Here is a 26948-nt window from a genome sequence, read left to right as displayed (position 1 = left end):
ATTCCTCATAACCCGGCTTTCAAACTTGCCTCAATGAATTTATCCAGGTCGCCATCCAGTACGGCCTGCGTGTTACGCGTTTCGACGTTGGTGCGCAAATCCTTGATGCGGGAGTCATCCAGCACGTAAGAACGGATTTGGCTGCCCCAGCCGATGTCGGACTTGTTGTCTTCCATCGTCTGCTTATCAGCATTTTTCTTTTGCATCTCAAACTCGTACAGCTTGGCTCGCAGCTGTTTAAACGCTTGATCCTTGTTCTTATGCTGAGAACGGTCGTTCTGGCACTGCACCACGATGTTGGTTGGCAGGTGAGTAATACGTACGGCGGATTCGGTTTTGTTGACGTGCTGACCGCCCGCACCGGAGGCGCGGTACACGTCGATACGCAGATCCGCCGGGTTGATTTCGATATCGATATCGTCGTCTACTTCCGGGTAGATGAACACCGAGCTGAACGAGGTGTGGCGACGGCCGCCGGAGTCGAACGGGCTCTTGCGCACCAGGCGATGCACGCCGGTTTCAGTGCGCAACCAGCCGAACGCGTAGTCGCCGATGATCTTGATGGTGGCCGATTTCAGGCCCGCGACGTCGCCGTCGGATTCTTCGATCACTTCGGTCTTGAAGCCCTTGGCTTCGGCCCAGCGCAGGTACATGCGCAGCAGCATGCTGGCCCAGTCTTGCGCTTCGGTGCCGCCGGAACCGGCCTGGATATCCAGGTAGCAGTCGGCGCTGTCGTATTCGCCGGAGAACATGCGGCGGAATTCCAACTGATCCAGCTTGCTCATCAGTTGATCCAGCTCGGCGACCGCTTCGTTGAAGGTCTCTTCATCGTCGGCTTCCACCGCCAGTTCCAGCAGCCCGCCGACGTCTTCGCCGCCCTGCTCCAGCTGATCGATGGTTTCAACGATGGCTTCCAGCGCGGCGCGCTCTTTACCGAGCGCCTGTGCGCGCTCCGGCTCGTTCCAAACGTCCGGCTGCTCCAGCTCGGCGTTGACTTCTTCTAGGCGTTCCTTCTTGGCATCATAGTCAAAGATACCCCCTAAGAACCGCAGTCCGCTCGGACAGGTCCTGAATTCGGTTTTTTACCGGGTTAATTTCAAACATGGTTTCGTTCTTTTACGTTGATGTCGTCGATGGCGGAATGCCATTGGAACCGCTAATTCTAACGGATCCGGGCGGCAGTTTATAGCGAGTTGGTCAGTTTTTGTGGCGATCGGGAAGGATGCAGGGGATTGGAGAGCCCAATCCCCGAATTGTGTTCAATTTCGCCTCAGCGCGGCCAAAGATGTTGGATCAGCAGCTGCACGTTGCGGTTGCCGCGAAACTCGTTGACGTCGAGCTTGTAGGCCAGTTCCACCTCGCGCACGCTGCTGTCAGGCCACAGCGTGGTGTCCACGTTGAACGCGATGCCGTCGAGCAACGGGCCGCCGCCGAGCGGCTCCACCATCAGCTTCAGGTGTTTCTCGCCCACCAGCCGCTGCTGCAGGATGCGGAACTTGCCGTCGAAGGTCGGTTCCGGGAACGCCTGGCCCCACGGGCCGCCCTCGCGCAGCAGCTCCGCCGTCGTCAGCGACAGCTCCTGCATCGCCAGTTCGCCGTCGGACCAGATCACCCCTTCCAGCATCGCCGGATCGAGCCATTCGCCCACCAGCTCGCCGAAACGCTGGCGGAACTCGTCGAATTTGGCCTCTTCCAGCGACAGCCCGGCCGCCATCGCGTGGCCGCCGAACTTCATCATCAGCCCGGGGTTCAGCATATCCAGCCGCTCCAGCGCATCGCGCATGTGCAGGCCGGGCACCGAACGGCCGGAGCCTTTCAGGATGCCGTCACCCGCCGGCGCGAACGCGATCACCGGGCGGTGGAAACGCTCTTTGATACGCGAAGCGAGGATGCCTACCACGCCCTGGTGCCATTCCGGGTGATACATCGCCAGCCCGTAAGGCAGCTCGGTGCTGGTGCGCTCCAGCTGATCGCACAGCTGCAGGGCTTCCACCTGCATGCCCTGCTCTATCTCGCGTCGCGTCTGGTTCAAGGCGTCGAGATCGTTGGCCAGCATACGCGCCTGCGCAATGTCGTCGCTCAGCAGCAGCGCCACGCCGATAGACATGTCGTCCAGCCGGCCGGCGGCGTTGAGGCGCGGGCCGAGGGCGAAACCGAGATCGTTGGCCGCCAGTTGGCGGGCGTCGCGGTTGGCCACCTCAAGCAGCGCGCGGATACCCGGTCGGCATTTGCCGGCGCGAATACGGTTTAATCCCTGATACACCAGAATACGGTTGTTGGCGTCCAGCGGTACCACGTCAGCCACGGTGCCGAGCGCCACCAGATCTAGCAGTTCCGCCAGATTGGGCATCGCCAGCGCGCGCTGTTCGAACCAGCCGCTGTCCCGCAGCCGGGCGCGCAGCGCCAGCATCAGGTAGAACGCGACGCCTACCCCCGCCAGCGATTTGGACGGGAAGCCGCAGCCACGCAGGTTGGGGTTAACGATCGCTTCGGCCGCCGGCAGGGTCTCGCCCGGCAGGTGGTGATCGGTCACCAGCACCTGCATGCCTTTGGCGTGCGCCACATCGACGCCGGCGTGGGAGGAGATGCCGTTATCGACGGTGACGATCAGCTCCGCGCCGCGCGCCGCCGCCTGCTCCACCACTTCGGGGCTCAGGCCGTAACCGTCTTCGAAACGGTTAGGCACCAGATAATCGACGGCTGCGCCGCCCATGCTGCGCAACGCCAGCACCGTCAGCGCGGTGCTGGTGGCGCCGTCGGCGTCGAAATCGCCCACCACCATGATGCGGCGGCCGTCGGCCAGCGCCTGTTGCAGCAGGCTGACGGCGTCGTCGATGCCGTCCAGCTGTTGCCAGGGCAGCATGCCTTTGACGCCGCGTTCCAGCTCTTGCTCAGCCTGCACGCCGCGCAGGGCGTAAAGCCGACGCAGCAGCGGCGGCAAACTGGCGGGCAGATGCGTGTCGTCCGCCGCCGGGCGGCGGCGTAGTTGCGTTTTGATACTCACCGGCGATTAACCACCGGCTTTGGTGGCGGCCTGGTGCGCATCCAGCATGGCGGCCATCTCTTTCGGCCCCTGATAGCCCGGGATCATCATGCCGTTTTCCAGAATGATGGCCGGCGTGCCCTGAATGCCGAACTGCACGCCCAGCTGGTAATGCTTGCTGATGTCGGTTTTGCAGGTCGCCGGAGAAACGGCATCGCCCTTCATGGCGGCGTCGAACGCCTTGGCCTTGTCGGCGGTACACCAGATCGACTGCATGTCTTTTTCAGCCTGGGAAGCCAGCCCCTGACGCGGGAACGCCAGGTAACGCACGGTAATGCCCAGATCGTTGTACTCCTTCATCTGCTGGTGCAGCTTGTGGCAGTAACCGCAGGTGATGTCGGTGAACACGGTGATCACATGTTTCTCTTTCGGCGCCTTGTAGACGATCATCTGATCTTTCAGCGCGTCCATCTTGGTGCTCAGCAGTTGGTTGGTCACGTTGACCGGCTCTTTGCCGCTGACGTCAAACAACGGGCCCTGCAGGATATGCTTGCCGTCTTCGGAGGCGTACAGCACGCCGCTGTCGGTCAGCACGGTTTTCAGGCCAATGACCGGCGAAGGCTGCACGTCCGCCTGCTGGATACCCAGGCTGGCGAGCGCTTTTTTGATCGCCGCGTCATCGGCATGGGCGGCACCGGTCACCGAAGCCACCAGCAGTGAGAGCAGCATTAAACCTTTTTTCATTGTTCCAATCCTTTCGAACCCGCCGCTCAGGCGCGCGGGTGATGCTGTTGATGTAGCTGTTTCAGTCGTTCGGTCGCTACATGAGTATAAATTTGCGTGGTCGAGAGATCGCTGTGCCCTAACAACATCTGTACGACACGGAGATCGGCCCCATGGTTCAGCAAATGGGTGGCGAACGCGTGCCGCAACACGTGCGGCGACAGACGTTCGCTGTCGATGCCCGCAAGGATGGCATAGTGTTTGATGCGATGCCAGAACGTCTGTCGGGTCATTTGCTGGCAACGGGTGCTGGGGAACAACACATCCAGCGTCTGGCCGTTGACCAGCCACGGGCGGCCGTGTTCCAGATAGTTTTCTATCCAGTAGACCGCCTCTTCACCCAGCGGCACCAGCCGCTCCTTGTTGCCCTTGCCGATCACCCGCACCACGCCCTGGCGCAGGCTGACGTCGCTGATGCTCAGCCCCACCAGTTCGGAAACCCGCAGCCCGGTGGCGTACAACACTTCGAGCATCGCCTTGTCGCGCAGCTCCAGCGGTTGATCGACGCAGGGCGCCTGCAGCAGCGCATCGACCTGCGCCTCGCTCAGATCCTTAGGCAAACGCTGCGGCAGTTTGGGAGACGCCAGTTGCGCGGTGGGATCGTCGGCGCGCAGCTTCTCGCGGTACAGGTACTGAAACAGGCGGCGCATCGCGCTCAGCAAGCGCGCGGAGCTGGTAGCCTTGTAGCCGCCGTCCACCCGCTCGGCGAGAAACGCCTGCAGATCCAACGCCTGCGCCTGCAGCAAGGCGGTATTTTGCTGGCCAAGCCAGGTGCCCAGGGCCTGCAAATCCAGCCGGTAGGAGGCCAGCGTATTTTCCGCCAGATTGCGCTCAAGCCACAGCGCATCCAGGAATTGTTCAATCAGCGCATTGTCTTGCTGTTGCACGCGGTCCTCTCTTTGTTGCATTTCCACCCGCGCCATTATGCCTTAAGCCGACGCAAATCAGGTATACTCGCTGCAATTCTCTAAACAGCAACGTAACGGTTTACACATGAAGATTGGTCTGTTTTACGGCTCCAGCACCTGCTACACCGAGATGGCGGCAGAAAAAATCCGTGAGATTCTGGGTGAAGACCTGGTCGACCTGCACAACCTGAAAGACGTCTCGCCCAAGCTGATGGAGGACTATTCCATTCTGATCCTCGGCATCCCGACCTGGGATTTCGGCGAACTGCAGGAAGACTGGGAAGCGATCTGGCCGCAGCTGCCAGAGCTGGATCTGAAAGGCAAGATCGTAGCCATGTACGGCATGGGCGATCAGCTCGGTTACGGTGAGTGGTTCCTTGACGCGCTGGGTATGCTGCACGATCAAATCGCGCCGCTGGGCGTGCAGTTCATCGGCTTCTGGCCAACCAAGGGCTTCGAGTTCACCAGCCCCAAACCGCTGAGCGCCGACGGCAAACACTTCGTCGGCCTGGCGCTCGATGAGGTCAACCAATACGATCTGAGCGAAGAGCGCCTGCAGCAATGGTGCGAGCAGATCCTGTTGGAAATGGAACCGCTGCTGTAGCCGCTATCGGGCGCTGAACGCGCCCGATTTCCCTCGCTTATTTCCACAGACGGAAGCGTGGCTCCTCTTCCCCGACCGGCGTTTCCTTGGTCAAACGCGCCGGATCGGCCACCTGGTACCAGTCCAGCTTGCGCGTCAACAGCATAATGCCCGCCAGAATGGCAAACAGCAGCCCGGCCCCCAGCACCAACGCATTATCCTCCGACTGCAACAGCAAATAGAGCACGCCGTACAACAGCAATAGGCTCGCAGCGAACAGCGCACCGCGCAGCTTGCCGCGCAGTACGGCGCTCAGATAGAAGCCGATCAGCCCGCTGCAGGCGATGCTGGCCGCCAGGTAAGCGAAAGCGAATCCCAAGTGTTCGGAGAAGGCCAGCAGAATCAGGTAGAACAACACCAGCGCCGCGCCGACCAGCAGGTACTGAATCGGGTGCACCCGCAGCCCGGTCAGGGTTTCGAACAGGAAAAACGCCATAAACGTCAGCCCGATAAACAGCAGCGCGTATTTGACCGCGCGCTCGGTCAGCTGATAGTGATCGACCGGTTCGACCAGGCTGGCGCTGAAGGCCGGCAGCTTGTCCTCGTCGATAATGGCATCGTCGTAATAGAACGCACTGTTGATGTTGTTGGCAAACCAGGTGCTGCGCCAGCGAGCGCTAAACCCTTGCTCCGTCACCTTGCGTTCGTCCGGCAGGAAGTTGCCGAGGAAATTCGGATGCGGCCAGTTGCTTTGCAGTTGCAGCTCGCTGCTGCGCCCCAACGGCACCAGCGACAGGCTGCTGGTGCCCGCCAACGTCAGAGTGAAGTCGGCGTTCAGCCCCTCTTTTTGTTGCAGCATCGCCAGCGTCAGCGGGGCGTGGATCCCCTGGCGCAACGATCCCACGCCGGTGCCCGGCTCAAACGCCACCGGCTGCGGCAATCCCAGCGAGGAAATGCTCTTGATGCCGCGAGAGTCGCTCAGCGCCACCAGCAGGAACGGCTGGCCGACGGTCACGTTGGCACGTTGCAAATCCGTCAGCTCCGGCTGGCCGAAACGCACCTTGAAGCTCAGCGGCCCCTGGTAAACCTGCGTTTGATAAATACCCAGTTTGCGCACCTCTACTTTCGGCGCCCCCTGCACCTGAAGCGACTCAGGCAGCAAATAGCGGTAATGCTGTACCCGCTGCACTACCGTTTGTCCTTTCTCGTCTTTCTTCTCTTCGCGTTCGACATAGGGAATGACAATCAACGGGCCGAGCACGCGCTGCGCCCCGCTGGTGCTTTCGCTCACCTGCCCGACCACGCTTTGCCGATAGCCGCTGCGTTCGTCGATCACGCTCATCAGTTGGGCGATGGGGATCAACATCACCACCATCAATCCCAGCAGCGTGGTTATTTTCCAGAAAAGTACCGATTTCATCATGCTCGCTCCTCGTAGGTAATGAGGCCACGATAAAACCCGCAGGTGAAATCAGAATGTGGTTATGTGAAGGGAAGGTGAAGTCACAGCGATAACATAAACGTCGCTTCCACCCCGTGCGGCCGGCGGTTGCGCAGGTGAATGCCGCCATGATGCAGACGCGCGACCTCCTGCACGAAGTTCAGTCCCAGCCCGCTGCTTTTCGGCCGTTCGGCGCGCGGCAGCGAATAAAAACGCTCGAACACCTTATCGAGCGCATAGTCCGGAATGCCGCTGCCGTCATCGCAAACGCTGATGCAGTAATGCTGTTCCCGCCGTTCGCCTCGCACGCTGACGCAACCGCCCGGCGGGGTAAAGTCGATCGCATTGTCCAGCAGGTTGGTCAGCGCCTGGCTGATCAGCAACGCATCGCCGTTCAGCGTCACCTCCGCCAACGCCTCCAGTTGCAATCTGACGCCGCGCTGCGTCGCCTGCGCCTCTTTGCCCGCCATCGTCTGGCTGACCAGCGCCGCGATCGCAATCGGCGCGGTTTCCATGTCTGGCCGACTCTCCAGCCGCGCCTGCACCAGCAGTTTGTCCACCAGCTGTTGGATGCGTGCGCTTTGCTGCTCGATATTGGTGAGAAAACGCCGGGCGGTCTCCGGCGGCGGCAGCTCCTGCAACAGCTCCGCCGCGCCCCTGATCGCCGCCAACGGGCTTTTCAGCTCATGCGTCAGGGTATGTGCATATTGTTCGATATAAGCTTTGCCTTCCAGCTTCAGTCGCATGCTCTCCAATGCCTGCGCCAGCTGCGTCAATTCCCGGCCGCCCACTTTGGGCAGCGGCGCGCTTTCCCCTTGCGCCACCCCATCGGCATAACGCACCAGCCGGCCTATCGAACGGTTGATCCACCAGACGAATACCGCTCCGATCAGCAGCGCAATCCCCAGCAGCAACGCGCCGGCCCACAGAATGCGCCGTTCGCTGCGTTTGATCACCGGCGCCATGGTGCTGTTGGGTTTGCCCACGGTGAGCACGCCGATAATACGCCCTTGTTCTATCACCGGCGCGGCCACATACATCACCGAACTGTTTTCATCTTCTGGATCGCTGCGGGTGCTGCGAGCGCCGTACTCACCGCGTAGCGTCCGATAAACGTCATTCCAGCGCGAATAGTCCTGCCCCTGCGCGCGGCCGGCAGAATCGAAGATAACCCGCCCCTGGGCATCGGTCAGATAGACGTGGTATTCGCTGCGATCCTTGCGGATGCCGGAGATATTGGCGCCGATCGGCCGCTGGTTCAGCTGCGTGAACGCCTGCGCCAGTTGGCCATGCGCCGCATCGCCGCGCTGCATGTCCTGACGGGCGATTTGCGCCAGCAGGTTGGCGGTGTCCACCAGCGTGCCTTCGGTAGCGCGCCGCACGCCGGGCTTCACTTCCTGGACGAAAATGCTCAGCACGAAGTACCCGGCCACCGCCACGATCAGAAAATATCCCAACAGCAGGCGCAGGCCAATTTTCATGGCTGGCGGCTCACGCTGTAGCCCAATCCGCGGTGGGTGTGAATGGGCGGTTCACCGGGCTCAACCGCACGCAGCTTGGCGCGCAGCGTTTTGATGTGGGTATCGACGGTGCGATCCAGACTTTCTTCCGCCTGCGCCCAAACGCTTTCCATCAGTTGCTGCCGCGAGAACACCCGTCCCGGCGCCAACAACAGCGTCTTCAGCAGCAGGTATTCGTAACGGGTCAGCGGCAGCGGCCGCTGATGGTAGGAGATGGTGGCCGCGTCTTCGTCGAGCGTGAAAGCGCCGAAATGGTAGCGCGCGCTCTGTTGCAGGCGCTGCTGCTTATGCAGGCGGCGCAAAATGGTGCGCACCCGTGCACTGACCTCGCGAGGGGAGAACGGCTTGGCGACATAGTCGTCGGCACCGATCTCCAGTCCGATCAGGCGGTCCACTTCATCACTGCGGGCGGTAAGAAACAGAATCGGCAGGTCGGCCGCCTGAGCCAGCAGGCGGCGACACAATTCAAAGCCGTTGATATCCGGCAAACCGACATCGAGGATAGCGAGCGCAGGCGCACCTTGCGCCAGCGCCTGCAACGCCGGTTCCGCGCGTTCGAACCAGCGCACCTCGAAGCCTTCGCTCTCCAGCGTGTAAACCAGCGTATCGGCAATGCTGGGTTCATCCTCCACCAACCAGAGTACGGGTTTCATCAGGCCTCCTCGCCGTCGCCCGCCGGCGGATACAGCAACAGCTGCCGCAGGTGGCGCCACTCCTCTTTGCTCATGCAATCGGAAGCCAGCCACAGCCGGCGGCGCTTTTTGCCCTCCAGCGGCTGCAGCGTCAACAGCATGCCATAACCCGGCATCCACGGTTTTTTCGACAGCCGCCACTCGCGTCCGTGCCAGCTGAAACGCCGGTCCGCCAGCAGCCGCAACTCACCCTGCACGGCGGCGATGCGCTTCTGGCTGCGAATGCACTGAAACACCACCAACGTCAGCAGCACCAGCCAGAGCGGGCCCAAGCCTTCCGGCCAGGGCGAAATCAGGATCAGCAGGATCAGAACGCCGTGGGTCAACAGGGAAAACAGCTGGGTGCGCCAGGAAATGCGGATATCACATCGCCACTGGGCCACGGTCTTTATTTCGCGTTTGGATCAGGGTCACCATTCTCTGCAGCTCGCTGTCCTGCGGCGCGCCATGATTCATCAGCCAGTTGAACAAATCGGGATCGTCGCACTCCAGCAGGCGGATAAACAGCGCCTTGTCCGCGTCATTCAGGCTGTCGTATTCGTATTCGAAGAACGGCATGATGGAGATGTCCAGCTCGCGCATGCCACGGCGGCAAGCCCAGTGAATACGTGCTTTGTTGTTAATATCCATGTTGTTATGACTCACCTCTTTTCAGCGCGGCAGCGCCAGCGCAGGGTTCAAATGACACACTGTATGGCAACGCCGTCGCAATATAATTCCATCAGCCGGGGATCTGTCTGCAAGGGTGCCCAGGCCGCAAGCCTATAGAGTAACAATTTGACATACACGCCGGGAAGGCGCTTTGCTGCGGAAAACGTAATAAAGCGCAAAATGCCAAAAAAAGCGCACCCCGGCCCCACAGCGCGAATAACAGTTTGCAAAGCCCGCCGCCTCTTTTACCATGGGTTCAATACCCTTCAGGTAAGCTAAACGTTGAGCAGGAACTTACTATGGCGCATAACATTCCATTCCCACCCCGTCAGCCCTCCGCTTCCACCCATCTGCCCCTGACGCTGATCTCGCTGGAAGAGTGGGCGCTGGTAACGTTGAACGGGCCGGACACGGTGAAGTATCTCCAGGGCCAGGTGACGGCGGACATCGACGCGCTGGCGGCCGATCAGCACGTGCTGTGCGCCCACTGCGACGCCAAGGGCAAAATGTGGAGCAACCTGCGTCTGTTCCACCGTGGCGAAGGCTTCGCCTATCTGGAACGCCGCAGCGTGCTGGACAGCCAGCTGGCTGAAATCAAAAAATACGCGGTGTTCTCCAAAGTCACCATCGCCGCCGATAACGATGCGGTGTTGCTGGGCGTCGCCGGTTTCCAGGCGCGCGCCGCGCTGACGGGCCTGTTCGCCACATTACCGGACGCCGAACATCCGGTGGTGCAGGACGGCGACACCACGATTCTGCACTTCAATGCGCCGGCGGAACGTTTTCTGCTGGTGACCCGCCCCGCCGTGGCCGAACAGCTGATCGGCAAACTGCATGACCAGGCGGAACTGAATGACAGCGGCCAGTGGCTGGCGCTCGAGATCGAAGCCGGCTATCCGGTTATCGACGCCGCCAACAGCGCGCAGCTGATCCCGCAGGCCACCAACCTGCAGGCGCTGGAAGGCATCAGCTTCAGCAAGGGCTGCTATACCGGTCAGGAGATGGTGGCGCGCGCCAAGTTCCGCGGCGCCAACAAGCGTGCGCTCTACTGGCTGGAAGGTAAGGCGGCCCGCGCCCCGCAGGCGGCGGAAGACCTGGAGCTGCAGCTGGGTGAAAACTGGCGCCGCACCGGCACCGTATTGGCGTCGAGCCAACTGGCCGACGGCACGCTGTGGGTGCAGGTGGTGATGAACAACGATTTGGATGCCGACAGCAAGCTGCGGGTGCGCGACGATGCCGCCAGCCAGCTGGCGATCAAACCCTTGCCGTACTCGCTGGCCGAAGAGAAATAATCCATCGGCCGCAGGCGCCCTGCCTGCGGCCGTCTTCGTTACTCGTCCAACTCCCCGTCGCGCTGCACCAGATAAATCAGCACCAGGATGATGGTGACGAAGAAGCGAAACGCACTCGGTACGCCGTTCCATTGCTGCGACATCCACATGCCGAACCACTCGCCCCCAATCGACATAAAGCCGACCTGCCAGGTGAGGAAGCCCAGCGTCAGCCCCACTACCGCCAGCTTTTTCCGGCCGTTGAAAGCGTTAGCGGGCAGTTTCAGGCCGCCCAACAGACGCAGGCCGCCGATCCAGCACAGCAGCGCGGTCAGGCTCTCCAGTGCAATGATGAAAATATAGCCGGCGTGATGCAGCCACGGTGTCTGTATCGAGCGGTAGCCGATGGTGGCGTCGGGGAAAAGGGTGTCCATCATAAAGACGTGGCGCACGAAGGCGAAGTTGGAGCCGTAATCGGTGATATTGCCGAAGGCCACCAGCGAAGCGAACAAAGCGATAGCGCAGACCAGCAGCGCTTTGGATAAGCGAACGATCATCTTAGTGAGTCCTGAACAGAGGTGAGAGAAACGGTATGCGGGCTCAGAAATGAAGGAACGGGCTTGCTGGATACCCGAAAGAAGCAAGCGCCTCTTTTTTAAAACAAAAGAGGCGCCAGTGCAATACGCATTCCGACGTAGCGGCAACGCTTAGACGTACAGGTAGATCGCCATGAAATGGCAGGCGCTGCCGCCGAGCACGAAGGCGTGCCAGATGGCGTGGCCAAAGCGAATGCGCTTGGAAGCGTAGAAAATCACGCCCAGGGTATAGACCACCCCGCCTATCGCCAGCAGCGTGACGCCGCCGGCCTCCAGCCGCGTAACCAGCTGATAAATCACAATCAGCGACAGCCAGCCCATCGTCAGGTAGGTCACCAGCGACAGGGCTTCAAAACGGTGGGCGAAGGCCAGTTTGAACAGCACGCCGAGCAGCGCCAACCCCCAGATTACCGCCATCAGGCCCTTCGCCAACGGCGAATCCAGCCCCACGAGTAAAAACGGGGTGTAAGTCCCGGCAATCAGGAGATAAATGGCGCAGTGGTCAAATTTTTTCAGCCAATGCTTGGCCTTCTGATGCGGGATCGCATGGTAGAGCGTGGAAGCGAGAAACAGCAGGATCATGCTGCCGCCGTACAGGCTGTAACTGGTGATGGCCGTCGCATCGGCACCGGTATTCACCGCCTGCACCAACAGCAACACCAGGCCGACGATGCCGAACACCAGCCCGATGCCGTGGCTGATGCTGTTGGCGATCTCTTCCGCCCACGGATAAGCCGCGGCGACAATCTTATTGCTCCCGGCTTTCACTACGTCCGTTTTCCCCATAACGCGCAACCCCTCAAAATGCCCTGCTTTGTGCGAAATTAACGCAAAGCAGCTTAACTGAGAATAATTCCAGTGTACACGTGTACGCTAAAATAAAAATGTGAACGCGTGTAACCATCGAAATCCCCCGTCCGGTGGTCTACAATCGTCAGGCTTCAACCCACCCACCTTGAGGTTTACACCATGTCATCCGCTGTACCCGCGTTAGATTTCGGCTCAATGACCCAAGTCATCCAATTCCTGATGGAAATCGATAAGTTGAAAGGCGTGCAACGCCGCACCAAAGTGCTGGGCACCCAGCGCCAGGAAAACTCCGCCGAACACAGTTGGCACTTCGCCATCGCCGCCATGAGCCTGGCGCCCTACGCCGGTGATGACGTAGACATTCAGCGCGTGATCCAGATGGCGCTGCTGCATGACATCGTGGAAATCGACGCCGGCGACGTGCTGGTCTACGATCTGGCGGCCCGCGCAGCGATCCACGATCAGGAAGTGGCGGCGGCGCGTCGTCTGTTCGGCATGTTGCCGGAGGCTCAGCGCGAGTATTTCACCGCTTTATGGCAGGAATATGAAGATGGCGAAAGCGCCGATGCACGCTTCGCCTTGCTGCTGGATCGCACCATGCCGATGCTGATGAACCTGCACAATGAAGGCCAAAGCTGGGTGGAAAACGGCATCAGCCTGGAGCAGGTACTGTCGCGCAATGCGTCGATCGCCGACGTACACCCCGAGCTGTGGCGCCATATGGAGCAACACCTGCGGGATGCGCAGCGCAAAGGCTGGTTGAAGTAAGGGAACCGGGCTGCCGCCTCTTCGCCGCAGCCCGTTATCGTCACGCGAACGCCCGTTGGCGTTCCAACGCCTCCTCATAGCTCGGCATCGACCCCGCCGCCCCGGCGCGCTCCACGCAGACCGCCGCGTAGGCGGCGGCGAAGCGCACCGCCTCGGCTAACGGCACCTGATTCGCCAGCTGCGCCGCCAAGGCGCCGTTAAACGCATCGCCCGCGCCGGTGGTGTCTTTCGGCTGCGCCGGAAACGCCGGGATCAGCTCGCTGTTTTCCCCGTCCGAGAACAGCGCCCCCTGCGTACCCAAGGTCACGATCAGCAAGCGAATGCCTTTGGCGTGCAGCACCTGCGCCGCCTGGCGCGCCGAAACCACATCCCGTACCGGCACGCCGGTCAGCAACGTACACTCGGTGGCGTTGGGCGTCAGCATATCGACCTGCGCCAGCAGGCTGTCCGGCACCGGCTGAAACGGCGCCGGGTTGAGAATAATGAACGTCTGCGCCTCGCGGGCGATGGCGATCACCTGCTCAATCGCCGACAGGTTGTTCTCCAGCTGGGTCAACAAAATATCCGCCGCCGCGATCGCCGGCCGGCACTGGCGCACCTCGTCTTCGCTGACCGTCAGGTTGGCGCCGGGATCGACGGCGATCATGTTTTCCGCCTCCTCGCCGGCAACGTAGATAAGCGCATTGCCGGTCGGGCAGTCGCCGGTCGAGAACAGCGTCACCGCATCGAAACCGGCGGCGGCGAGGTGGCGCCGGGCGAAGGTGCCGAAGTCATCGCGCCCCACCTTGCCGATATAGTGCACCCGCGCCCCGGCGCGCAGCGCGGCGGTGGCCTGGTTGGCGCCCTTACCGCCCGCGCCCATCATGCTGTTGCGGGCGATCAGCGATTCGCCGGGCTGCGGAAAGCGCGCCATGCCGGCAACGATATCCAGGTTGAACGAACCGAACACGCAGACTTTGCCTTTCATTGCGGGTACTCCCTGCTCAATTGGAGGTGGCGCCGGGCGGCCAGGCAGGCGCCTTTGCTGCCGGTTTCATCGGTCAGGCGGCTGACGGAGATCGCCAGCCCCTGCGCCGGCTGCGGCCCGCGCAGATGACGACGGATCTCTTGCTCAAGGTGCGCCAACGGGAAACCGCTCATGGCGATCACGCCGCCGCCCAGGATCAGCCGCTGGGGATCGAGCACGTTCATTTCGATGGCGATGGTCTGCGCCAATCGTTCGACGAAGCGCCGCAGATCCGGATGATCGCCGTGGCGCTCGAACAGCCGTTCGAACGGCGTTTGCGCCGCGTTGGCGCGCGCCCAGCCGGTCAGCCAATGCCCGGAAGTCAGACTCTCGACGCAGCCCCGTTTACCGCACGGGCACTCGCCCTGATGGCCGGGCCAGGGAATGTGACCCAGCTCGCCGGCGGCGCCGTGCGCCCCGTGATAAAAGTCGCCGTTCAGCCACAGGCTGTTGCCCATGCCGGTGCCCAGATACAGCCCCACCGCCACCTGCGGCAGCGCCGGCAGCTGCTGCAAATCCCACCACAGCAGATGGTTGACGTCCTTATCCATTCGAACCGGCAACGCCAACACATCGGCCAACAGCGCCGCCACCGGCTGGGCGTCCAGCGCCGGGATAAACGGCAGCGACAGCACCCGTGAACGATCGCGACTGAGGATCCCCGGCAGCCCCAGCATCACCTGCGCCACCTGACGATCCTCACCATGCCCGGCGATCAGGCGGCCCAACGCCGCCAGCGGATCGGCCTGCTGCGCCCAGTCGGCGGTCGCTATCTTGCGGTACCCGCTGAACTCGCCATCATCATTCATCAACAACAGGCGGGTATTGGTACCGCCGACGTCAACGCCAAGAAAATGCCGCATCATGTCCCCCGCCTCAGGCCGCCTGCCGCATTTGGTCCAGCATTTTTTCCCATGCCGTCTCCAGATCCGGATCGAGGTTGAACAGCCCGGAGCTGCCGACGATCAAAACTTCCGCGCCGGCGCCCATCAGATCGCGGTAGGTCCGCTGATTGCAGGATCCGTCGATCTCGATAAGATAGCTCAGGTTTTGTTGGCATTTCAGATCGCGCAACTGGCGGATCTTTTCCAGCATTTCGGGAATGAACGGCTGCCCGGCATAGCCCGGATCGACCGTCATCACGGTGATCTTGTCCAGCAGATGAAGGTAGTGGCGGATAAACTCCACCGGCGTAGCCGGGTTCAGCACCACCCCCACTTTTTTGCCCAGCGCGCGGATCTGGTTGATCACCCGGAACGCATCGCGGTTGATGGTTTCGGCGTGCGGGCAAATAAAGTCGGCACCCGCGCGGGCGATCGGGTCGATGAAATCGGTCGGGTTCTCTACCATCAGATGCACATCCAGCAACAACGAGGTGTGCGGGCGGATCTGTTCGATAAAGAACGGCGACAGCGTGATGTTTTTAACGTAGTGCCCATCCATGATGTCGATATGCAACATATCGGCGCGGCGGTTCAGCACCGCCAATTGCTGCCGGATATCCATCAGGTTCATGCACATCAGTGAAGGTGAAATCTGGTATTTCATTAGCGTTATCCTGCGCAAAAGGGAAAAGGATCAATGGCCCGTCGCGGTTCTGGCCTGGGCCGCGCTGCGGCGCATCGCCCGCCGCTGCCGATAGCGATGGCGGAAAAACTTCAGCGCCAGCACTGCGATCAGCACCGCGCCCCACATCGCCAGACTGAAATGCGGGCTGACATTCATCAGGTTCAAACCGGTCGCGATCACCTGCAGCACGATCAGCGCCAGTACCACGCCGCTGACCCGGCCAAAACCGCCGAACGGATCGGTGCCCCCCAGAATGATCGCCAGCACCGTGAGCAGCAGGTAAGAGTCGCCGTAGCCCATGCGCGCCGAGTTGAAGCGCGCCATCATCACCAATCCGGCAATGACGCACAGCAGACTGGAGAGGGTGTAAATGGCGATCAGCACCCGATGGGTATTCACGCCGCTGAAGTGGGTGGCGTTGATGTTGCTGCCGCTCATGTAGATGCATTTGCCGAGCCGGGTTTTCTGCAAGAACAGCGCCAGCAACGCGGCGACCGCCAGGAAGATCCACAGCGGTACCGGCACGCCCAGCACGCTCTCAGCGCCGATAAACCGCACGATATCCGGCATGCCGCTCAGGGCCGCGCCGCGCGTCAGGTAGATGCCGATGCCGTTGACCGTGGTCATGGTCGCCAGCGTCACCAGAATCGGATGCGCGCCGACGTACGCCACCAATGCGCCGGTCGCCGCGCCGATAAGCCCGGCCAGCAGCATCGCCGCCACCAGCGCCAACACCAGCCACACCGTCTGCAATCCCAGCCCGGCGTCCGCCGGCAGATAGCTGATGAACAGCCAGGCCATCAGCAGGCTGGTCAGGTTGGCGCTGGCGATAATGCACAGGTTCAGGCCGCCGCTGAGGATCGGAATGAACATCGCCAGGGTCAGCAGGCCCAGCTCCGGCAGCTGGAACGCCACGCTGGTGAAGGTGGCGCCGCTGAAGAAGCGCCCCGGCATCAGCAGGCTGAAGGCCAGCACCACCGCCAGCAACAGCGCCAACAGGCCGACGGCGGTACCGTCCGGACGAAATTTCAGGTAGTTGCCCATCAGGTGCTCCTCAGGCGAAACCGACGTCGGTTTCTTTGCGCTTCTTGTAGTGAGTGACGGTGATCGCCGCGACGATCACCAGACCGATCACCACGTTCATGAAGTAGCTGGACACACCGATCAGGTTGAGGCCGTTTTTCAGCACGCCGATCAGGAATACGCCCATCAGCGTGCCGATCACGCTGCCCTTGCCGCCGTTGAGGCTGGCGCCACCCAGCACCGCCGCCGCCAGCACGTCGAGCTCGCCGCCCACCAGCGCGTTGGGCACCACCTCCCCCATGCGGTACACCTGTACCAGGCCGCCGATCGCCGCCATCGCGCCCAGATAGCCATAGGCGAACAGATGCAGCAGGCCGACGCGGATGCCGATGCGCCGCGCCGATTCCGCATCGCCACCGACGGCAAACAGCTGGCGCCCGAGGTGCGTTTTGTTCAACAGCAGCCAGGTCAGCAGCGCCACCGCCAGCATCACCAGCGTCGGCAAACCGAGCTGATAGCTCTGCTCACCCAGTTGGAACGGCAGCACGCTGCGCGGCAACGTCCACCAGTCCGGCAATGCGTACACACTGCGGCCGTTGGTCAGCCACATCAGCATGCCGAACAAGAACGCCTGCATGCTGATGGTGACGATGATCGAGACGATACGCAGGCAGTAGATCAGCAGCGCGTTGACCATGCCCAGCGTGGCGCCAATCGCCAACGCCAGCAGAATGCTGCCCGCCGGGCTGGCCAGGCCGTAGTGGGTCGCCAGCGTGGCGATCAGGTACTGCACCACCGAGGCGACCGCGGCAAAGGAGATATCGATGCCGCCGGTCACCAGCACCACGAACAGGCCGAGGGCGAAAATGCCGCTCACCGCGTAGCTTTCACTGAGGTCGAGCAGGTTCTGCACCGTCAAAAACCGATCGCTGAGCAGCGAAAAGACGATGACCGTCAGCAGCAGTACCCAGGCCAGATAGCCTTCGTTGCCGCGCGGTTTCAGACTGAATCTACGCATTGACCGCCTCCGCCAGCTGCTGCTGGCTCACCTGCCCCGGCAGGTATTCACCGATCACGCTGCCGCCGCTGATGTGCAACACCCGATCGCAGTTGTAATACACCTCCGGCACTTCATCGGAGATCAGCAGAATGGCGATCCCTTCTTGCGCCAGCAGATGGATCAGTTGGTAGATGCTGGCCTTGGCGCCAACGTCGACGCCAACGGTTGGCGAGTCGAGGATCAGGATCCGCGGCTGAGTCAGCACCCACTTGGCCAGCACGATCTTTTGCTGATTGCCGCCGGACAGCGTCGAAACCGCCTGATCCGGATCCGCCACCCGCACGCCGAGTTTGGCGATCCACTCTGCGACGATGCGATTCTTGCGGTAGTCGTCGATCAGGCGAAAACGCCCGCGCAGCTTATCGAGAATGGTCAGCACCGCGTTGTCCGCCACCGACTGTTGCTGCACCAGCCCCAGCGTCAGGCGATCCTCCGAGACGTAGCCGATGCCGGCCTTGATGGCGTCCTCATGGCCGCGAAAGCGCACCGGTTTGCTGTCGAGATAAAGCTTGCCGCTGTCCGGGCGGGTCATGCCGAACAGGCTCAGCGCCAGCTCGGTGCGCCCGGAGCCGAGCAATCCGCACAGCCCGAGCACCTCGCCCTGATGCAGCCGGAAGCTCACGTCCTGATACTGCCCGGCGCGGCTGAGACGATCCGCCTCCAGCATCACCCGATCCTTATTCATGCTCGGTGACTTCAGGCGATAATCCAGCTTCAAGCCGGTCATCAGCTCGGTCAGGCGATCGCCGGTGATCTCCGCCGCCGGCCAGGTGCCGATCTTGTTGCCGTCGCGGATCACCGTGACGCGATCCGAGATCTCCAGCACCTCGTCCAGCCGGTGGCTGACGAACACCACGCAGATGCCTTTCGCTTTCAGGTAATTCACCGTACGCAGCAGCTGATTGACCTCGGTGCGGGTCAGCGAGGCGGTCGGCTCATCCATGATCACCAGCCGCGCTTCCGCCACCAGCGCGCGGCAGATCGCCACCTGCTGGCGTTGGGCAATCGGCAGCTCCGCCACCCGTTTGTCGAGATCCAGATTAAAACTCAGCTCCTGCAGCAGGCCCTCGGCGGTACACCGCAGCCGCGCCGGCCGGTGCCACCTCAACAGCCCGCGCAGGTTGTGCTCGAAGGCGATGTTTTCCGCCACCGTCAGGTTGGGAAACAGCGACAGATCCTGATAGATCACCTGAATGCCGAAGGCGCGCGCCTGATCCGGCGACAGCCGGCCGAAGGTTTGCCCATCGAGGGTGATGCGACTGCCGTCATCCGGTTGATACACGCCGGCGATCGCCTTGATCAGCGTGCTCTTGCCGCAGCCGTTGGTGCCGGCCAGGCAGTGCACCTCCCCCGGCATCAGCGCCAGTGAGATATCGTTCAGCGCTCGCTGCCCGCCAAAAGTCATCGACAGCTGTTGCAGCGCGATCAGCGGTGCGCCCTGCGTTGCCGTATTGCCGGAAATCGCCATGATTACAGCCCCATTTTCACCAGCTTCGGCAGGTTTTGCTTATCCAGGCTTTCGGTGGCGTTGCCGAGAATGGTGTGCTGCTGCGCATCCACCTGCACCTTGCCCATGCCTTCGATGGTCATGCCATCGGTGATTTTTTCTCCCTTGTGCATCATGTCGGCGATGCGCACGAACACTTCGCCGGCCACCATCGGATTCCAGATATAGCCGCCCTTGATGGCGCCGCGATTGACCAGCGAAGCGCCCTGTCCTGGGCTGAACGGCCCGATGACGCAGATATCGTTGCTTTTGCCGCGGTTGAGCACCGCGCGCCCGGCGCCGATCGGCCCCTGCGAACCGAATGCCAGCACGCCTTTCAGATCGGGATATTTGGCCATCAGATCGTTGGTGGTACGCACACTGTCATCCAGCGATTCACCCACGCCGAACTTGTCGCCCACCAGTTGCATGTGTGGGTAGTGCTGCTTCTGGTAGTTGATCGCCGAGTCAGACCAGGTGATGTGCAGCGGCACCGTCAGGCTGCCGACGTACACCGCGTACTTGCCCTGCTCTTTCATGCAGGCGGCCAGCGCTTTCATGTGGTTGACGCCGTGCTGCGAGGCGTCAACCAGCTCAAAGTCCCAATCGGCGTACTTTTGGCCGGGAGATTCGTGCACGATCACCTTGATGCCCGCTTCCTGCGCACGCTTGAGCACCGGCTCCAGCACCCGGGCGTCGTTCGGCACCACCCCGATGATGTCCACCTTCTGCGCGATCAGATCTTCGATGGCGCGCACCTGCAGCGCCGGGTCCGCCGCCGTCGGCCCGACCATCCAGGCATCGATGCCGCGTTTGGCGCCCTCGCTTTTGATGCCGGCCTCCATGGCGTTGAACCACGGAATGCCGCCGATCTTCACCACCACGCCCATTTTCAGCTTGTCCGCCGCCTGCGCGGAGACCGAAAGCAGCAGCGAGGCAAACAGACCGACCAGTACGGATTTTTTCATTGTTCTCTCTCCACAAGTGTTGGCTGTAATAAAGGGTTTTCGTTGTTGTTATCGCGCCGCCCTTTTCGCGGCGGGTGAAACTTCAATCACGTCGACGTTGTTCCAGGCCAGTTCCTGACGAAATTCGTCGTCGCTGAGCCTGTCGGTGATCAGGGTGTCTATTTCCCGGTAGTGGCAGATGCGCGCGAACGAGCGGCGGCCGAACTTGTTGCTGTCCACCAACAGGAACTTGCGTTCCGACGCCAGCAGCATCTGCTGCTTCAACCGCGCATGGTGCTCGTTGCTCTCGCGGATACCGCCGTCCTGGCAGATGCCGTGGCAGGAGAAGAACAGCTTGTTGATCACGAACTCCTTCAGCATCTGCTCCGCCAGCACGCCGATAAAATCCTCGTACTTGGCGGAATACTCGCCCCCCAGTCCGATGGTGCGCACGTTGGCCTTGCAGGCCAGCGTCTGGATGATGTGCAGCGAGTTGGTCAGCACCACCAGTGAAATATCCGGCAGCTGGCGCGCCAAAAACCAACTGGTTGAGCTGCTGTCCAGCAGCAGGCAATCCCCCGGCGCGATAAACTCCAGCGCGCGTTTGGCGATACGCGTTTTCTGCTCCGGCGCCTCGTTGCTGCGCTGGCGGAAAGATTCCCCCTGGTCTATCTCGGCGGGCACATAGGTTTTCTCCACCGCCGGTGGCTCGACGAACACCGCGCCGCCGTGGCTGCGCAGCAGCAGGCCGCGCCGTTCAAGCAAGGCCAGATCACGCCGCGCCGTCTCGATAGAGATGTGGCACAACTGCGCCACCTCCTGCACCATCACGCGGCCGCGCTGGCTCAAGACTTCGGTGATAAAGCGATGACGTTCTACAGGCAGCATGTTTCTTTTCTCCTCCACGACGATGATTACGATATCGATTTGCCGCGCCGCGTTTTGCGCGCAGACGCAAAGCGCATCGCCCCGCGATCGGTCAACGACCGCGATGTGATAGTTGTCAAAAAAATCGGGAAGGAAATGAAATGAATAATTACGAAAGTGTGGAGTAACAGGCAGTTATGATGTGTGTGCGTCTTAGACAGACAGGAGAGAAACGGTAAACGGTCACAATTCCACGGTCCGCAGCATGACCGTTAATGACCGTTTTTGTGGTTTTGACCGAGCGCTGCTAAGCGGCAGTTAATGCTGGTAGGCTTTACCTGAAAAACTGCAAAAAAATCCGGTGAGAACCTCACCGGACCGTTACCCGTCTGACACGACTTATTCCTCGTGCTCATGCTCTTTCAACATCGCCTCACGCAACACGGCGTTCAGGCGTTTCTGATAGCCTTTGCCTGGCCGCTGAAGCCAGGCCAACACATCCGCATCGATTCGGATGGTCTTCGATACTTTCATCGGTTTATAAAAACGCCCCTGCACCGCAGTCTGCCACTTTTCCTCACCCAGGGCCGGGGCATCGGCATAATCGATCTCCTCATCCGGCAGCGCACTCAACGAAGCAATTTGCGCTTTCTGCTCCTCCGTCAACGGAGGGAGTACGCTATGCGCCAGATTTTTGGCTGAATTTTTGCGCTTCATATCTTCCCCTCTCTTTGGCATCGGCCTTGCGTGCTGAAATGATACGCACGATCTCTACTGTATCGCCTTCGACATCCGTTTCGATCGTCGTATGCGCCACCAGCAGCAGCAAACAGGAGCCGACCATACCGAGCGTTTGCCAGCGTTCTTCTCCGCCCTCGATCCTCTCCAGCACGGCCAAATGGTTGGGATCCAGAAAAACCCGTTGCGCAATCTCAAAACTGACGCGGTGTTTACGCTGGTTGCTGTGATTTTTATCCTGATTCCATTCAAAATAAACATACATTTTTGTAACTACATTTTGATTGTTATTTAATCAAAATACACTCCGCACGGCGGGATGTCAAAACCCCCTGATGCGTTCAACGCCCGCCTGCGGCCTCGATAAAAGTGCCGGTCACGTAAGACGCGGCGTCAGACAGCAACCAGGCGATCGCCTCCGCCACTTCCTGCGGCTGCCCGCCGCGCTGCATCGGCAAACTGTCCTTCACGCGATCCACCCGCCCGGGCTCGCCGCCGCTGGCGTGCATCTCGGTGTAGATGAATCCGGGCCGCACGCCGTTGACGCGGATGCCCTGCGCCGCCACCTCGCGCGATAACCCGATGGTCAGGGTATCGACGGCGCCTTTCGAGGCGGCGTAATCGACGTATTCCCCCGCAGCCCCCAACCGGGACGCCGCGGAGGAAACGTTGACGATAGCGCCGCCCTGCCCGCCATGACGTTGCGCCATGCGCTTCACCGCCTCGCGGCAACACAGGAAGTAACCGGTGACGTTGGTGCTAAGCACCTTATTGATGCGCTCGGCGGTCAACTGTTCAATGTTCGCCTGCTGGAACAGAATGCCGGCGTTGTTGACCAGCGCGCTGAGCGTGCCCAGCCCGGCATCCAGCGCGCTGAACATCGCCATCACCTGCGCTTCATCGGCCACGTCGGCCTGCAGCGCCAGCGCCTTGCCGCCCTGCGCCTCGATCTCCGCCACCACCTGCCGTGCCGCATTTTCGTCACGCAGGTAATTCACGCCCACCGCATAGCCCTGCCGGGCCAGCAGCAAGGCGGTCGCGCGGCCAATCCCCCGGCTTGCGCCGGTCACCAATGCCACTTTCGTCATACTGTTTTTTCTCTGGTTAGCGATATCAACACAGCGGTCTGCGCGCAGGCGCCCCGTTTGCCGTCAGAGTATAGAGCAGCGCCCTAAAAAACGCGTCAAAGCTGAGCCAGGCGGCGCAGCTGCTTTTTAATGCGCGCTTTGACGCAGCCGTAGGCGTCCGGCGTCGTCACCTGATGCCCCCGTTGCAAGCCGGCAGCATGCAGGCCGCCATGGCTATGGTTCTGGGCATCGCCGCGAAAAGACAACAGCAACAGAACGAGCAGCGTCGCCATGCCTGAATACATCAACCGCCGCGAGGAGCCCGCAAGCGGGGAACCGTCAGTCTGCATGTTTTGCTCCCTCTGTTGTGATATCGAATGGCAGCAAAATAACTGAAATTCCCCCGAGCTCCCTTAACGCGAGATTAAAGCCAGATTAAGGTTTGCTTAAGAACGCGCAGGCAAAGTGGGTTTCCCCGTTGTCTTCCCGGCAGGGTTATAGTTAGATAATCGCGACTTGAGGATCTCAGCGGAACAAACGTGAACATACTGTTGGTAGAAGACGACCTGCAATTAGGCAAGGCGCTGTGCCGCGCATTGGAGCTGGCCGGCTTTAATTTGTGCTGGGTGCGCCTGCTCGCGGACGCGGAAAATAAACTTCCACCCGGCGGGTTCGATTTGATGCTGTTGGATCTCACGTTGCCGGACGGCGATGGTTTGCAGAAGCTGATCGCCTGGCGCGCCGCCGGGCAAAATATCCCCATCATCATCCTGACCGCCCGCGACCGCATCGAAAGCCTGGTGAACAGCCTGGACTCCGGTGCGGACGACTTTCTGGCCAAACCCTTTGCGCTGCCCGAACTCATCTCGCGCGTCAAGGCGGTCAACCGCCGTATGGCGGGCTTCGCTTCGCAAACCTGGAGCCTCGGCACGCTGTATCTCGACCCGGTCAACCATCAGGTGACACTGGATAACGCACTGCTGATGCTGTCGAAAAAAGAGTATCACCTGCTGCACGAGCTGATGCGCTGCGCCGGCACCGTGGTGCGCAAAGCGGTGTTGGAACAGCGGCTGTTCGGCCACGGTGACAGCGTGGAAAGCAACTCGCTGGAAGTGCACATGCATAATTTACGGCGCAAGATCGGTAAAGAAAGAATTATTACCGTACGCGGCATTGGCTATTTGCTGAAGAAAGAGTAGCGGAATGATCGGTTTCAAATCCTTCTTTATGCGCACCATTATTTTCCAGGTCCTGGCCATTTTATTATTGTGGGGGATCCTCGTCGCCTGGGTGAAATATTGGTATTACCCCGACATGGAAAAATATTTCGATAACCAGCAACGCATCGTCGCCGTGGGTATCGCCAATATTCTCGATGAAACCGGCACCGATAATATTGATTACCGCGGCATCATCACAACCATCGAAAGCATGTACATTGATTCCATCAATAATGGCATGCAGGATCAATTCGACTATCACCCGCTGTTCGTCGTTTACGATCGGGATAACCGGGTGCTTTACTGTTCGCAAACGGAGGGAGAACCGCTGCGCCTGCCGCCTTCGGTGCTGTCCGGCTCCGTCAATTACGCCGGCGCCAACTGGCACCTTGCCGGCAGCTGGAGCGAAAAGCGCCAGTACCGGGTGATTGTCGGCGAGTCGTTCAACGATCGCACCACGATCTTCGGCAATCCGGCGGAGAGCACCGCCGTACCGCTGCTGGGCATTCTGGCAGCCATTATCGTCACCTTGCTGTTTACCGCCTATTTCAGCCTGCGGCCGCTGCGCCAGATCGCCCGCACCATCTCCGATCGTCAGCCTGGCAACCTGTCGCCGATCAACGTCCGCGCGCAGTATCAGGAAATCCGGCCGGTGGTGGTGGAAGTCAACAAGCTGATGGCGCGCATCGACGCCGCTAACCAGCGCGAGAAACGCTTTATGGCCGACGCCGCGCACGAACTGCGCACGCCGATCGCCGCCGTGCTGGCGCAGCTGCACCTGCTGACCCAGGTCGGCGAGCAGCAGGAGCGCCGGGAGATCATCGCCGACATGCAACAGGGGCTGGATCGCGCGGCATCGCTGTCGCGACAGCTGATCAACCTGGCCAAGCTGGAGGCGGAAGATTTCCCACTGAAAATTGAGGCGGTGGACATCTACGCAGAGATCGGCAAATGCATCGCGCAGCACGTCCCCTATGCGCTGGAAAAGGATGTGGAACTCTCGCTCGACGGCAGCGAGGACGTGGTGGTGAGTACCGATCGCCATGCGCTGATCGCCATCTTCACCAACCTGCTGGACAATGCGCTCAAGTACGCGCCACCCGGCAGCCGCATCGAAGCCAATATCCGCTCGTTGGCGCCGCTCGGCTGCTATATTACGTTGCGCGACAACGGCCCCGGGGTGAGCGAAGAACACCGTTCCCGCCTGTTTGAGCGCTTTTACCGCGTGCCTGGCACGCAGCAAACCGGCAGTGGACTGGGGTTGGCCATCGCCCGAAACCTGGCCGACAAAATCGGCGCACAGCTGCGCGTCACCGAAGGCCTCGACGATCGCGGCATCGGCTTCATCATCGATTTGCCGGAAAGTTACCGGCCACAGACTGAGAGTTAACAACGAGCATGATCGCCCCTGTTCTGCTGCAGCGGCAGCAACTCGACCGGCTATGGGATATCGACCGCAGCGAAATTATCGACACCCTGTATCGCCTGCAGGACGGCAAGCTGCAGCCCTATGCGGAGTACTACGATGTGCGCGGCTGGGATCCGCACGATCGGGAAACCTATACGCCGATCCACGAAGCGTGCTTCGACCGCGGCGGCGCGTTCTTCGCGCTGTTCGAAGGCGAGGAGATCGTGGCGGCGGCGGCGTTGGACACCGAACCGCGCGGCCCGCAGCGGGATCTGCGCCAACTGCTGTTCTTTTACGTCAGCGCGCACAAACGCGGCCAGGGATTGGGCAGGCAGCTGTTCCAGCTCTGCCTGCGCCAGGCGGCGCAAGAAGGCGCTGCCGGGCTGTACGTCTCCTCCATCCCCAACAAAAGCACCGTAGACTTCTATCTGGCGCAAGGGTGCCGGCTCATCGAACACCCGGATACGGAATTGTTCGCCCGTGAGCCGGAGGATATTCATCTGGTCTGCCCTTGTCGCTAGCGGCCGGAACTTAACGGGCGATGCGTATCACCGAACGCACGTCGCTTTTCTTGTTCAGATCCCACACCTCGGCGATCTCCGCCAACGCGTGTTCCTGCGTCTCGATAGTGAGCGCGCCCGTCGCCGCCAGTGCCAAAATCTCGGTCGCGTAGCGCTGCATCTCCGGGATCGGCGGGAAGTTGCCGGTACCGCTGCCGAGGATCTGCAGCTGATTGCTGCGCAATACCGCCGCCGGCAGCCGGATGTCCGGCGCGGCCATCGAGCCGACGTTGACCAGGCGAATGCCGCGTCCGCCGGCGTAAGACGAGAGATCGTGATTGTTCAGCGTCGCGAGCAGCGCTTCGGTCGCCGGGCCCCAGATATAATCGACGATCACCTGATAACCGCCCGGCCCCGCCGCCGCCGCGAAGGCCTGCGTCAGCGCCTCGCCCTGCAGGCTCAGATCCACCGTGGCGTCTACGCCCAACGCCTCCAGCACGCTCAGCCGACGGCCGGCGGCAACGATACGTCCGGCCCCTGCCTGACGCGCTGCGGCAACCGCCAGTTTGCCCGAGGTGCCGGTGGCGCCGATGATCAGCACCGTTTCACCGGGCTGCAGATCCGCTCGCCAGCGCAACGGCAGCCAGGCGGCGAAGGCTGGGTTGATCAACGCCGCCGCCGTGGCGTCGTCCACCGCCTCCGGCACCGGCACCGTCCATGACGCGACGCTACGCTCAGCCATCGCACCGTAAGGACGGCGGAAGGAGGCAAAGTACACCCGTTTTCCGTCCGCCGTACGGCCCACGCCGTCGGTACCGGGCACAATCGGCAATTGCTTCGGGCTGGAATAGTGGGTGCCGGCGACGGTGGCGCGATCCAGCTGTTTGATGCCGGCCGCCAGAACGTCTATCGGCACTTCATTCACCTGTACCTGGGGCTCCTCAAAATTGCCGAAAACCGGGGCTTGCCCCAGCGCTGTTACGATTGCCGCTTGCATGGTGACTCCTCAAATCGTGGGAACGTACAGGAAAGAATAGGCCGCTATAAAATA

Annotated in this window: 30 protein-coding genes; 6 read left to right on the top strand and 24 right to left on the bottom strand. The window is 61.1% G+C overall.

Annotation, left to right across the window (positions count from 1 at the left end):
• Positions 1 to 5: 5 nt before the first annotated feature.
• The 4 genes from prfB to xerD all read right to left on the bottom strand — a co-directional run bounded on the left by prfB (position 6) and on the right by xerD (position 4653).
• A protein-coding gene (gene prfB / locus FHU12_RS00840; RefSeq protein WP_096242572.1) for a peptide chain release factor 2 occupies positions 6 to 1104 on the bottom strand; the annotation gives its coding sequence in 2 pieces (ribosomal slippage) (positions 6 to 1028 and positions 1030 to 1104; 1098 coding nt in all).
• Between the two features lie 166 nt (positions 1105 to 1270).
• A complete protein-coding gene (gene recJ, locus FHU12_RS00835) occupies positions 1271 to 3004 on the bottom strand; it encodes a single-stranded-DNA-specific exonuclease RecJ (protein WP_141966814.1) in 1734 nt (577 codons plus the stop codon).
• A 6-nt stretch (positions 3005 to 3010) separates the two neighbouring features.
• Entirely contained in the window at positions 3011 to 3727 is a 717-nt protein-coding gene (gene dsbC / locus FHU12_RS00830; RefSeq protein ID WP_141966812.1) for a bifunctional protein-disulfide isomerase/oxidoreductase DsbC, read from the bottom strand.
• A gap of 26 nt (positions 3728 to 3753) precedes the next feature.
• Entirely contained in the window at positions 3754 to 4653 is a 900-nt protein-coding gene (xerD, locus tag FHU12_RS00825) for a site-specific tyrosine recombinase XerD (protein WP_033654130.1), read from the bottom strand.
• A gap of 106 nt (positions 4654 to 4759) precedes the next feature.
• Between xerD and fldB the strand changes: the two genes are divergently transcribed.
• Positions 4760 to 5278 carry a flavodoxin FldB gene (gene fldB / locus FHU12_RS00820; RefSeq protein WP_141966810.1) on the top strand — a complete coding sequence of 173 codons (519 nt, stop codon included), beginning with the start codon at positions 4760 to 4762 and terminating at the stop codon, positions 5276 to 5278.
• 37 nt (positions 5279 to 5315) lie between these two features.
• Here fldB and creD read toward each other — a convergent pair whose 3' ends face one another.
• The 5 genes from creD to sdhE form a co-directional block, all read right to left on the bottom strand.
• The gene (gene creD, locus FHU12_RS00815) at positions 5316 to 6680 is read right to left on the bottom strand and encodes a cell envelope integrity protein CreD (protein WP_141966808.1); all 1365 of its coding nucleotides are present in this window, start codon (positions 6678 to 6680) and stop codon (positions 5316 to 5318) included.
• A gap of 80 nt (positions 6681 to 6760) precedes the next feature.
• On the bottom strand, positions 6761 to 8179 hold the full coding sequence (creC, locus tag FHU12_RS00810; RefSeq protein WP_141966806.1) for a two-component system sensor histidine kinase CreC: 1419 nt from the start codon (positions 8177 to 8179) through the stop codon (positions 6761 to 6763).
• Positions 8176 to 8871, bottom strand: a complete 696-nt coding sequence (gene creB, locus FHU12_RS00805; protein WP_025304122.1) for a two-component system response regulator CreB — start codon at positions 8869 to 8871, stop codon at positions 8176 to 8178. The genes creC and creB overlap by 4 nt, the downstream gene beginning before the upstream one ends.
• Complete coding sequence (locus FHU12_RS00800) at positions 8871 to 9293, bottom strand: protein YgfX (protein WP_141966804.1); 423 nt, start codon at positions 9291 to 9293, stop codon at positions 8871 to 8873. Before FHU12_RS00800 ends, creB begins: the two co-directional genes overlap by 1 nt.
• A complete protein-coding gene (gene sdhE / locus FHU12_RS00795; protein ID WP_019455657.1) occupies positions 9274 to 9540 on the bottom strand; it encodes an FAD assembly factor SdhE in 267 nt (88 codons plus the stop codon). Before sdhE ends, FHU12_RS00800 begins: the two co-directional genes overlap by 20 nt.
• A gap of 320 nt (positions 9541 to 9860) precedes the next feature.
• Here sdhE and ygfZ point away from each other — a divergent pair, with 320 nt between their 5' ends.
• Complete coding sequence (ygfZ, locus tag FHU12_RS00790; protein WP_141966802.1) at positions 9861 to 10853, top strand: tRNA-modifying protein YgfZ; 993 nt, start codon at positions 9861 to 9863, stop codon at positions 10851 to 10853.
• A gap of 38 nt (positions 10854 to 10891) precedes the next feature.
• Here the strand turns inward: ygfZ and FHU12_RS00785 are convergent, their stop codons facing one another.
• Together FHU12_RS00785 and trhA are read right to left on the bottom strand one after the other, a co-directional pair.
• Positions 10892 to 11389 carry a DUF2165 family protein gene (locus FHU12_RS00785; RefSeq protein WP_141960180.1) on the bottom strand — a complete coding sequence of 166 codons (498 nt, stop codon included), beginning with the start codon at positions 11387 to 11389 and terminating at the stop codon, positions 10892 to 10894.
• 150 nt (positions 11390 to 11539) lie between these two features.
• Positions 11540 to 12214: a PAQR family membrane homeostasis protein TrhA gene (gene trhA / locus FHU12_RS00780; protein WP_033639467.1), complete on the bottom strand. Its 675-nt coding sequence runs from the start codon at positions 12212 to 12214 to the stop codon at positions 11540 to 11542.
• Between the two features lie 183 nt (positions 12215 to 12397).
• Between trhA and FHU12_RS00775 the strand changes: the two genes are divergently transcribed.
• The gene (locus FHU12_RS00775) at positions 12398 to 13006 is read left to right on the top strand and encodes an HD domain-containing protein (RefSeq protein WP_049208209.1); all 609 of its coding nucleotides are present in this window, start codon (positions 12398 to 12400) and stop codon (positions 13004 to 13006) included.
• A 40-nt stretch (positions 13007 to 13046) separates the two neighbouring features.
• Here FHU12_RS00775 and rbsK read toward each other — a convergent pair whose 3' ends face one another.
• The 12 genes from rbsK to FHU12_RS00715 form a co-directional block, all read right to left on the bottom strand.
• Positions 13047 to 13973, bottom strand: coding sequence for a ribokinase (rbsK, locus tag FHU12_RS00770; protein ID WP_141966800.1), 927 nt, complete (start codon positions 13971 to 13973; stop codon positions 13047 to 13049).
• Positions 13970 to 14878: an allose kinase gene (gene alsK, locus FHU12_RS00765; RefSeq protein ID WP_141966797.1), complete on the bottom strand. Its 909-nt coding sequence runs from the start codon at positions 14876 to 14878 to the stop codon at positions 13970 to 13972. Before alsK ends, rbsK begins: the two co-directional genes overlap by 4 nt.
• Positions 14879 to 14888: 10 nt before the next feature.
• Positions 14889 to 15560, bottom strand: a complete 672-nt coding sequence (gene alsE, locus FHU12_RS00760) for a D-allulose 6-phosphate 3-epimerase (protein ID WP_141966795.1) — start codon at positions 15558 to 15560, stop codon at positions 14889 to 14891.
• Positions 15561 to 15590: 30 nt separating this feature from the next.
• A complete protein-coding gene (locus FHU12_RS00755) occupies positions 15591 to 16625 on the bottom strand; it encodes an ABC transporter permease (RefSeq protein ID WP_141966793.1) in 1035 nt (344 codons plus the stop codon).
• A 10-nt stretch (positions 16626 to 16635) separates the two neighbouring features.
• Positions 16636 to 17622 (bottom strand): ABC transporter permease, encoded by a 987-nt coding sequence (locus FHU12_RS00750; protein ID WP_141966791.1) that lies wholly within the window; start codon positions 17620 to 17622, stop codon positions 16636 to 16638.
• Positions 17615 to 19132, bottom strand: a complete 1518-nt coding sequence (locus FHU12_RS00745) for a sugar ABC transporter ATP-binding protein (RefSeq protein ID WP_141966788.1) — start codon at positions 19130 to 19132, stop codon at positions 17615 to 17617. The genes FHU12_RS00750 and FHU12_RS00745 overlap by 8 nt, the downstream gene beginning before the upstream one ends.
• A gap of 2 nt (positions 19133 to 19134) precedes the next feature.
• Positions 19135 to 20118 carry a substrate-binding domain-containing protein gene (locus FHU12_RS00740; protein ID WP_141966786.1) on the bottom strand — a complete coding sequence of 328 codons (984 nt, stop codon included), beginning with the start codon at positions 20116 to 20118 and terminating at the stop codon, positions 19135 to 19137.
• 48 nt (positions 20119 to 20166) lie between these two features.
• Positions 20167 to 20985 (bottom strand): DeoR/GlpR family DNA-binding transcription regulator, encoded by an 819-nt coding sequence (locus tag FHU12_RS00735; protein ID WP_004931653.1) that lies wholly within the window; start codon positions 20983 to 20985, stop codon positions 20167 to 20169.
• Positions 20986 to 21363: 378 nt separating this feature from the next.
• Complete coding sequence (locus tag FHU12_RS00730; RefSeq protein ID WP_060441310.1) at positions 21364 to 21681, bottom strand: BrnA antitoxin family protein; 318 nt, start codon at positions 21679 to 21681, stop codon at positions 21364 to 21366.
• Entirely contained in the window at positions 21644 to 21967 is a 324-nt protein-coding gene (locus FHU12_RS00725; protein WP_047570632.1) for a BrnT family toxin, read from the bottom strand. Before FHU12_RS00725 ends, FHU12_RS00730 begins: the two co-directional genes overlap by 38 nt.
• A 76-nt stretch (positions 21968 to 22043) precedes the next feature.
• On the bottom strand, positions 22044 to 22790 hold the full coding sequence (locus FHU12_RS00720; protein WP_141966784.1) for an SDR family oxidoreductase: 747 nt from the start codon (positions 22788 to 22790) through the stop codon (positions 22044 to 22046).
• A 95-nt stretch (positions 22791 to 22885) separates the two neighbouring features.
• Positions 22886 to 23119 (bottom strand): hypothetical protein, encoded by a 234-nt coding sequence (locus tag FHU12_RS00715; RefSeq protein ID WP_141966782.1) that lies wholly within the window; start codon positions 23117 to 23119, stop codon positions 22886 to 22888.
• A gap of 189 nt (positions 23120 to 23308) precedes the next feature.
• On the opposite strand from FHU12_RS00715, the gene FHU12_RS00710 reads away from it, so the two are divergent.
• From FHU12_RS00710 to FHU12_RS00700, 3 genes are read left to right on the top strand one after another with little or no spacing between them, the layout of a single operon-like run.
• On the top strand, positions 23309 to 23968 hold the full coding sequence (locus FHU12_RS00710) for a response regulator (protein WP_141966781.1): 660 nt from the start codon (positions 23309 to 23311) through the stop codon (positions 23966 to 23968).
• 4 nt (positions 23969 to 23972) lie between these two features.
• Positions 23973 to 25379, top strand: coding sequence for an ATP-binding protein (locus FHU12_RS00705; RefSeq protein ID WP_141966779.1), 1407 nt, complete (start codon positions 23973 to 23975; stop codon positions 25377 to 25379).
• Positions 25380 to 25390: 11 nt separating this feature from the next.
• A complete protein-coding gene (locus FHU12_RS00700; RefSeq protein WP_260440768.1) occupies positions 25391 to 25918 on the top strand; it encodes a GNAT family N-acetyltransferase in 528 nt (175 codons plus the stop codon).
• A gap of 10 nt (positions 25919 to 25928) precedes the next feature.
• Here FHU12_RS00700 and FHU12_RS00695 read toward each other — a convergent pair whose 3' ends face one another.
• Complete coding sequence (locus FHU12_RS00695; protein WP_141966774.1) at positions 25929 to 26894, bottom strand: quinone oxidoreductase family protein; 966 nt, start codon at positions 26892 to 26894, stop codon at positions 25929 to 25931.
• Positions 26895 to 26948: the final 54 nt, after the last annotated feature.

The sequence above is a fragment of the Serratia marcescens genome (assembly GCF_006715005.1).
Lineage (GTDB): Bacteria > Pseudomonadota > Gammaproteobacteria > Enterobacterales > Enterobacteriaceae > Serratia > Serratia montpellierensis.
Note: the sequence above shows the minus strand (reverse complement) of the source record. Positions and strands in the feature narration are given on the sequence as shown.

Excerpts from the sequence above, each read along its gene's own strand:
- FHU12_RS00725 (WP_047570632.1), bottom strand. The coding sequence starts at position 21,967 with ATGTATGTTTATTTTGAATGGAATCAGGATAAAAATCACAGCAACCAG.
- creB (WP_025304122.1), bottom strand. The coding sequence starts at position 8,871 with ATGAAACCCGTACTCTGGTTGGTGGAGGATGAACCCAGCATTGCCGAT.
- FHU12_RS00755 (WP_141966793.1), bottom strand. The coding sequence starts at position 16,625 with ATGGGCAACTACCTGAAATTTCGTCCGGACGGTACCGCCGTCGGCCTG.
- trhA (WP_033639467.1), bottom strand. The coding sequence starts at position 12,214 with ATGGGGAAAACGGACGTAGTGAAAGCCGGGAGCAATAAGATTGTCGCC.
- creD (WP_141966808.1), bottom strand. The coding sequence starts at position 6,680 with ATGATGAAATCGGTACTTTTCTGGAAAATAACCACGCTGCTGGGATTG.
- rbsK (WP_141966800.1), bottom strand. The coding sequence starts at position 13,973 with ATGAAAGGCAAAGTCTGCGTGTTCGGTTCGTTCAACCTGGATATCGTT.
- FHU12_RS00730 (WP_060441310.1), bottom strand. The coding sequence starts at position 21,681 with ATGAAGCGCAAAAATTCAGCCAAAAATCTGGCGCATAGCGTACTCCCT.
- FHU12_RS00695 (WP_141966774.1), bottom strand. The coding sequence starts at position 26,894 with ATGCAAGCGGCAATCGTAACAGCGCTGGGGCAAGCCCCGGTTTTCGGC.
- creC (WP_141966806.1), bottom strand. The coding sequence starts at position 8,179 with ATGAAAATTGGCCTGCGCCTGCTGTTGGGATATTTTCTGATCGTGGCG.
- FHU12_RS00740 (WP_141966786.1), bottom strand. The coding sequence starts at position 20,118 with ATGAAAAAATCCGTACTGGTCGGTCTGTTTGCCTCGCTGCTGCTTTCG.
- dsbC (WP_141966812.1), bottom strand. The coding sequence starts at position 3,727 with ATGAAAAAAGGTTTAATGCTGCTCTCACTGCTGGTGGCTTCGGTGACC.
- FHU12_RS00785 (WP_141960180.1), bottom strand. The coding sequence starts at position 11,389 with ATGATCGTTCGCTTATCCAAAGCGCTGCTGGTCTGCGCTATCGCTTTG.
- fldB (WP_141966810.1), top strand. The coding sequence starts at position 4,760 with ATGAAGATTGGTCTGTTTTACGGCTCCAGCACCTGCTACACCGAGATG.
- alsE (WP_141966795.1), bottom strand. The coding sequence starts at position 15,560 with ATGAAATACCAGATTTCACCTTCACTGATGTGCATGAACCTGATGGAT.
- ygfZ (WP_141966802.1), top strand. The coding sequence starts at position 9,861 with ATGGCGCATAACATTCCATTCCCACCCCGTCAGCCCTCCGCTTCCACC.
- FHU12_RS00745 (WP_141966788.1), bottom strand. The coding sequence starts at position 19,132 with ATGGCGATTTCCGGCAATACGGCAACGCAGGGCGCACCGCTGATCGCG.
- FHU12_RS00750 (WP_141966791.1), bottom strand. The coding sequence starts at position 17,622 with ATGCGTAGATTCAGTCTGAAACCGCGCGGCAACGAAGGCTATCTGGCC.
- sdhE (WP_019455657.1), bottom strand. The coding sequence starts at position 9,540 with ATGGATATTAACAACAAAGCACGTATTCACTGGGCTTGCCGCCGTGGC.
- FHU12_RS00775 (WP_049208209.1), top strand. The coding sequence starts at position 12,398 with ATGTCATCCGCTGTACCCGCGTTAGATTTCGGCTCAATGACCCAAGTC.
- FHU12_RS00735 (WP_004931653.1), bottom strand. The coding sequence starts at position 20,985 with ATGCTGCCTGTAGAACGTCATCGCTTTATCACCGAAGTCTTGAGCCAG.
- FHU12_RS00705 (WP_141966779.1), top strand. The coding sequence starts at position 23,973 with ATGATCGGTTTCAAATCCTTCTTTATGCGCACCATTATTTTCCAGGTC.
- FHU12_RS00720 (WP_141966784.1), bottom strand. The coding sequence starts at position 22,790 with ATGACGAAAGTGGCATTGGTGACCGGCGCAAGCCGGGGGATTGGCCGC.
- alsK (WP_141966797.1), bottom strand. The coding sequence starts at position 14,878 with ATGATGCGGCATTTTCTTGGCGTTGACGTCGGCGGTACCAATACCCGC.
- FHU12_RS00715 (WP_141966782.1), bottom strand. The coding sequence starts at position 23,119 with ATGCAGACTGACGGTTCCCCGCTTGCGGGCTCCTCGCGGCGGTTGATG.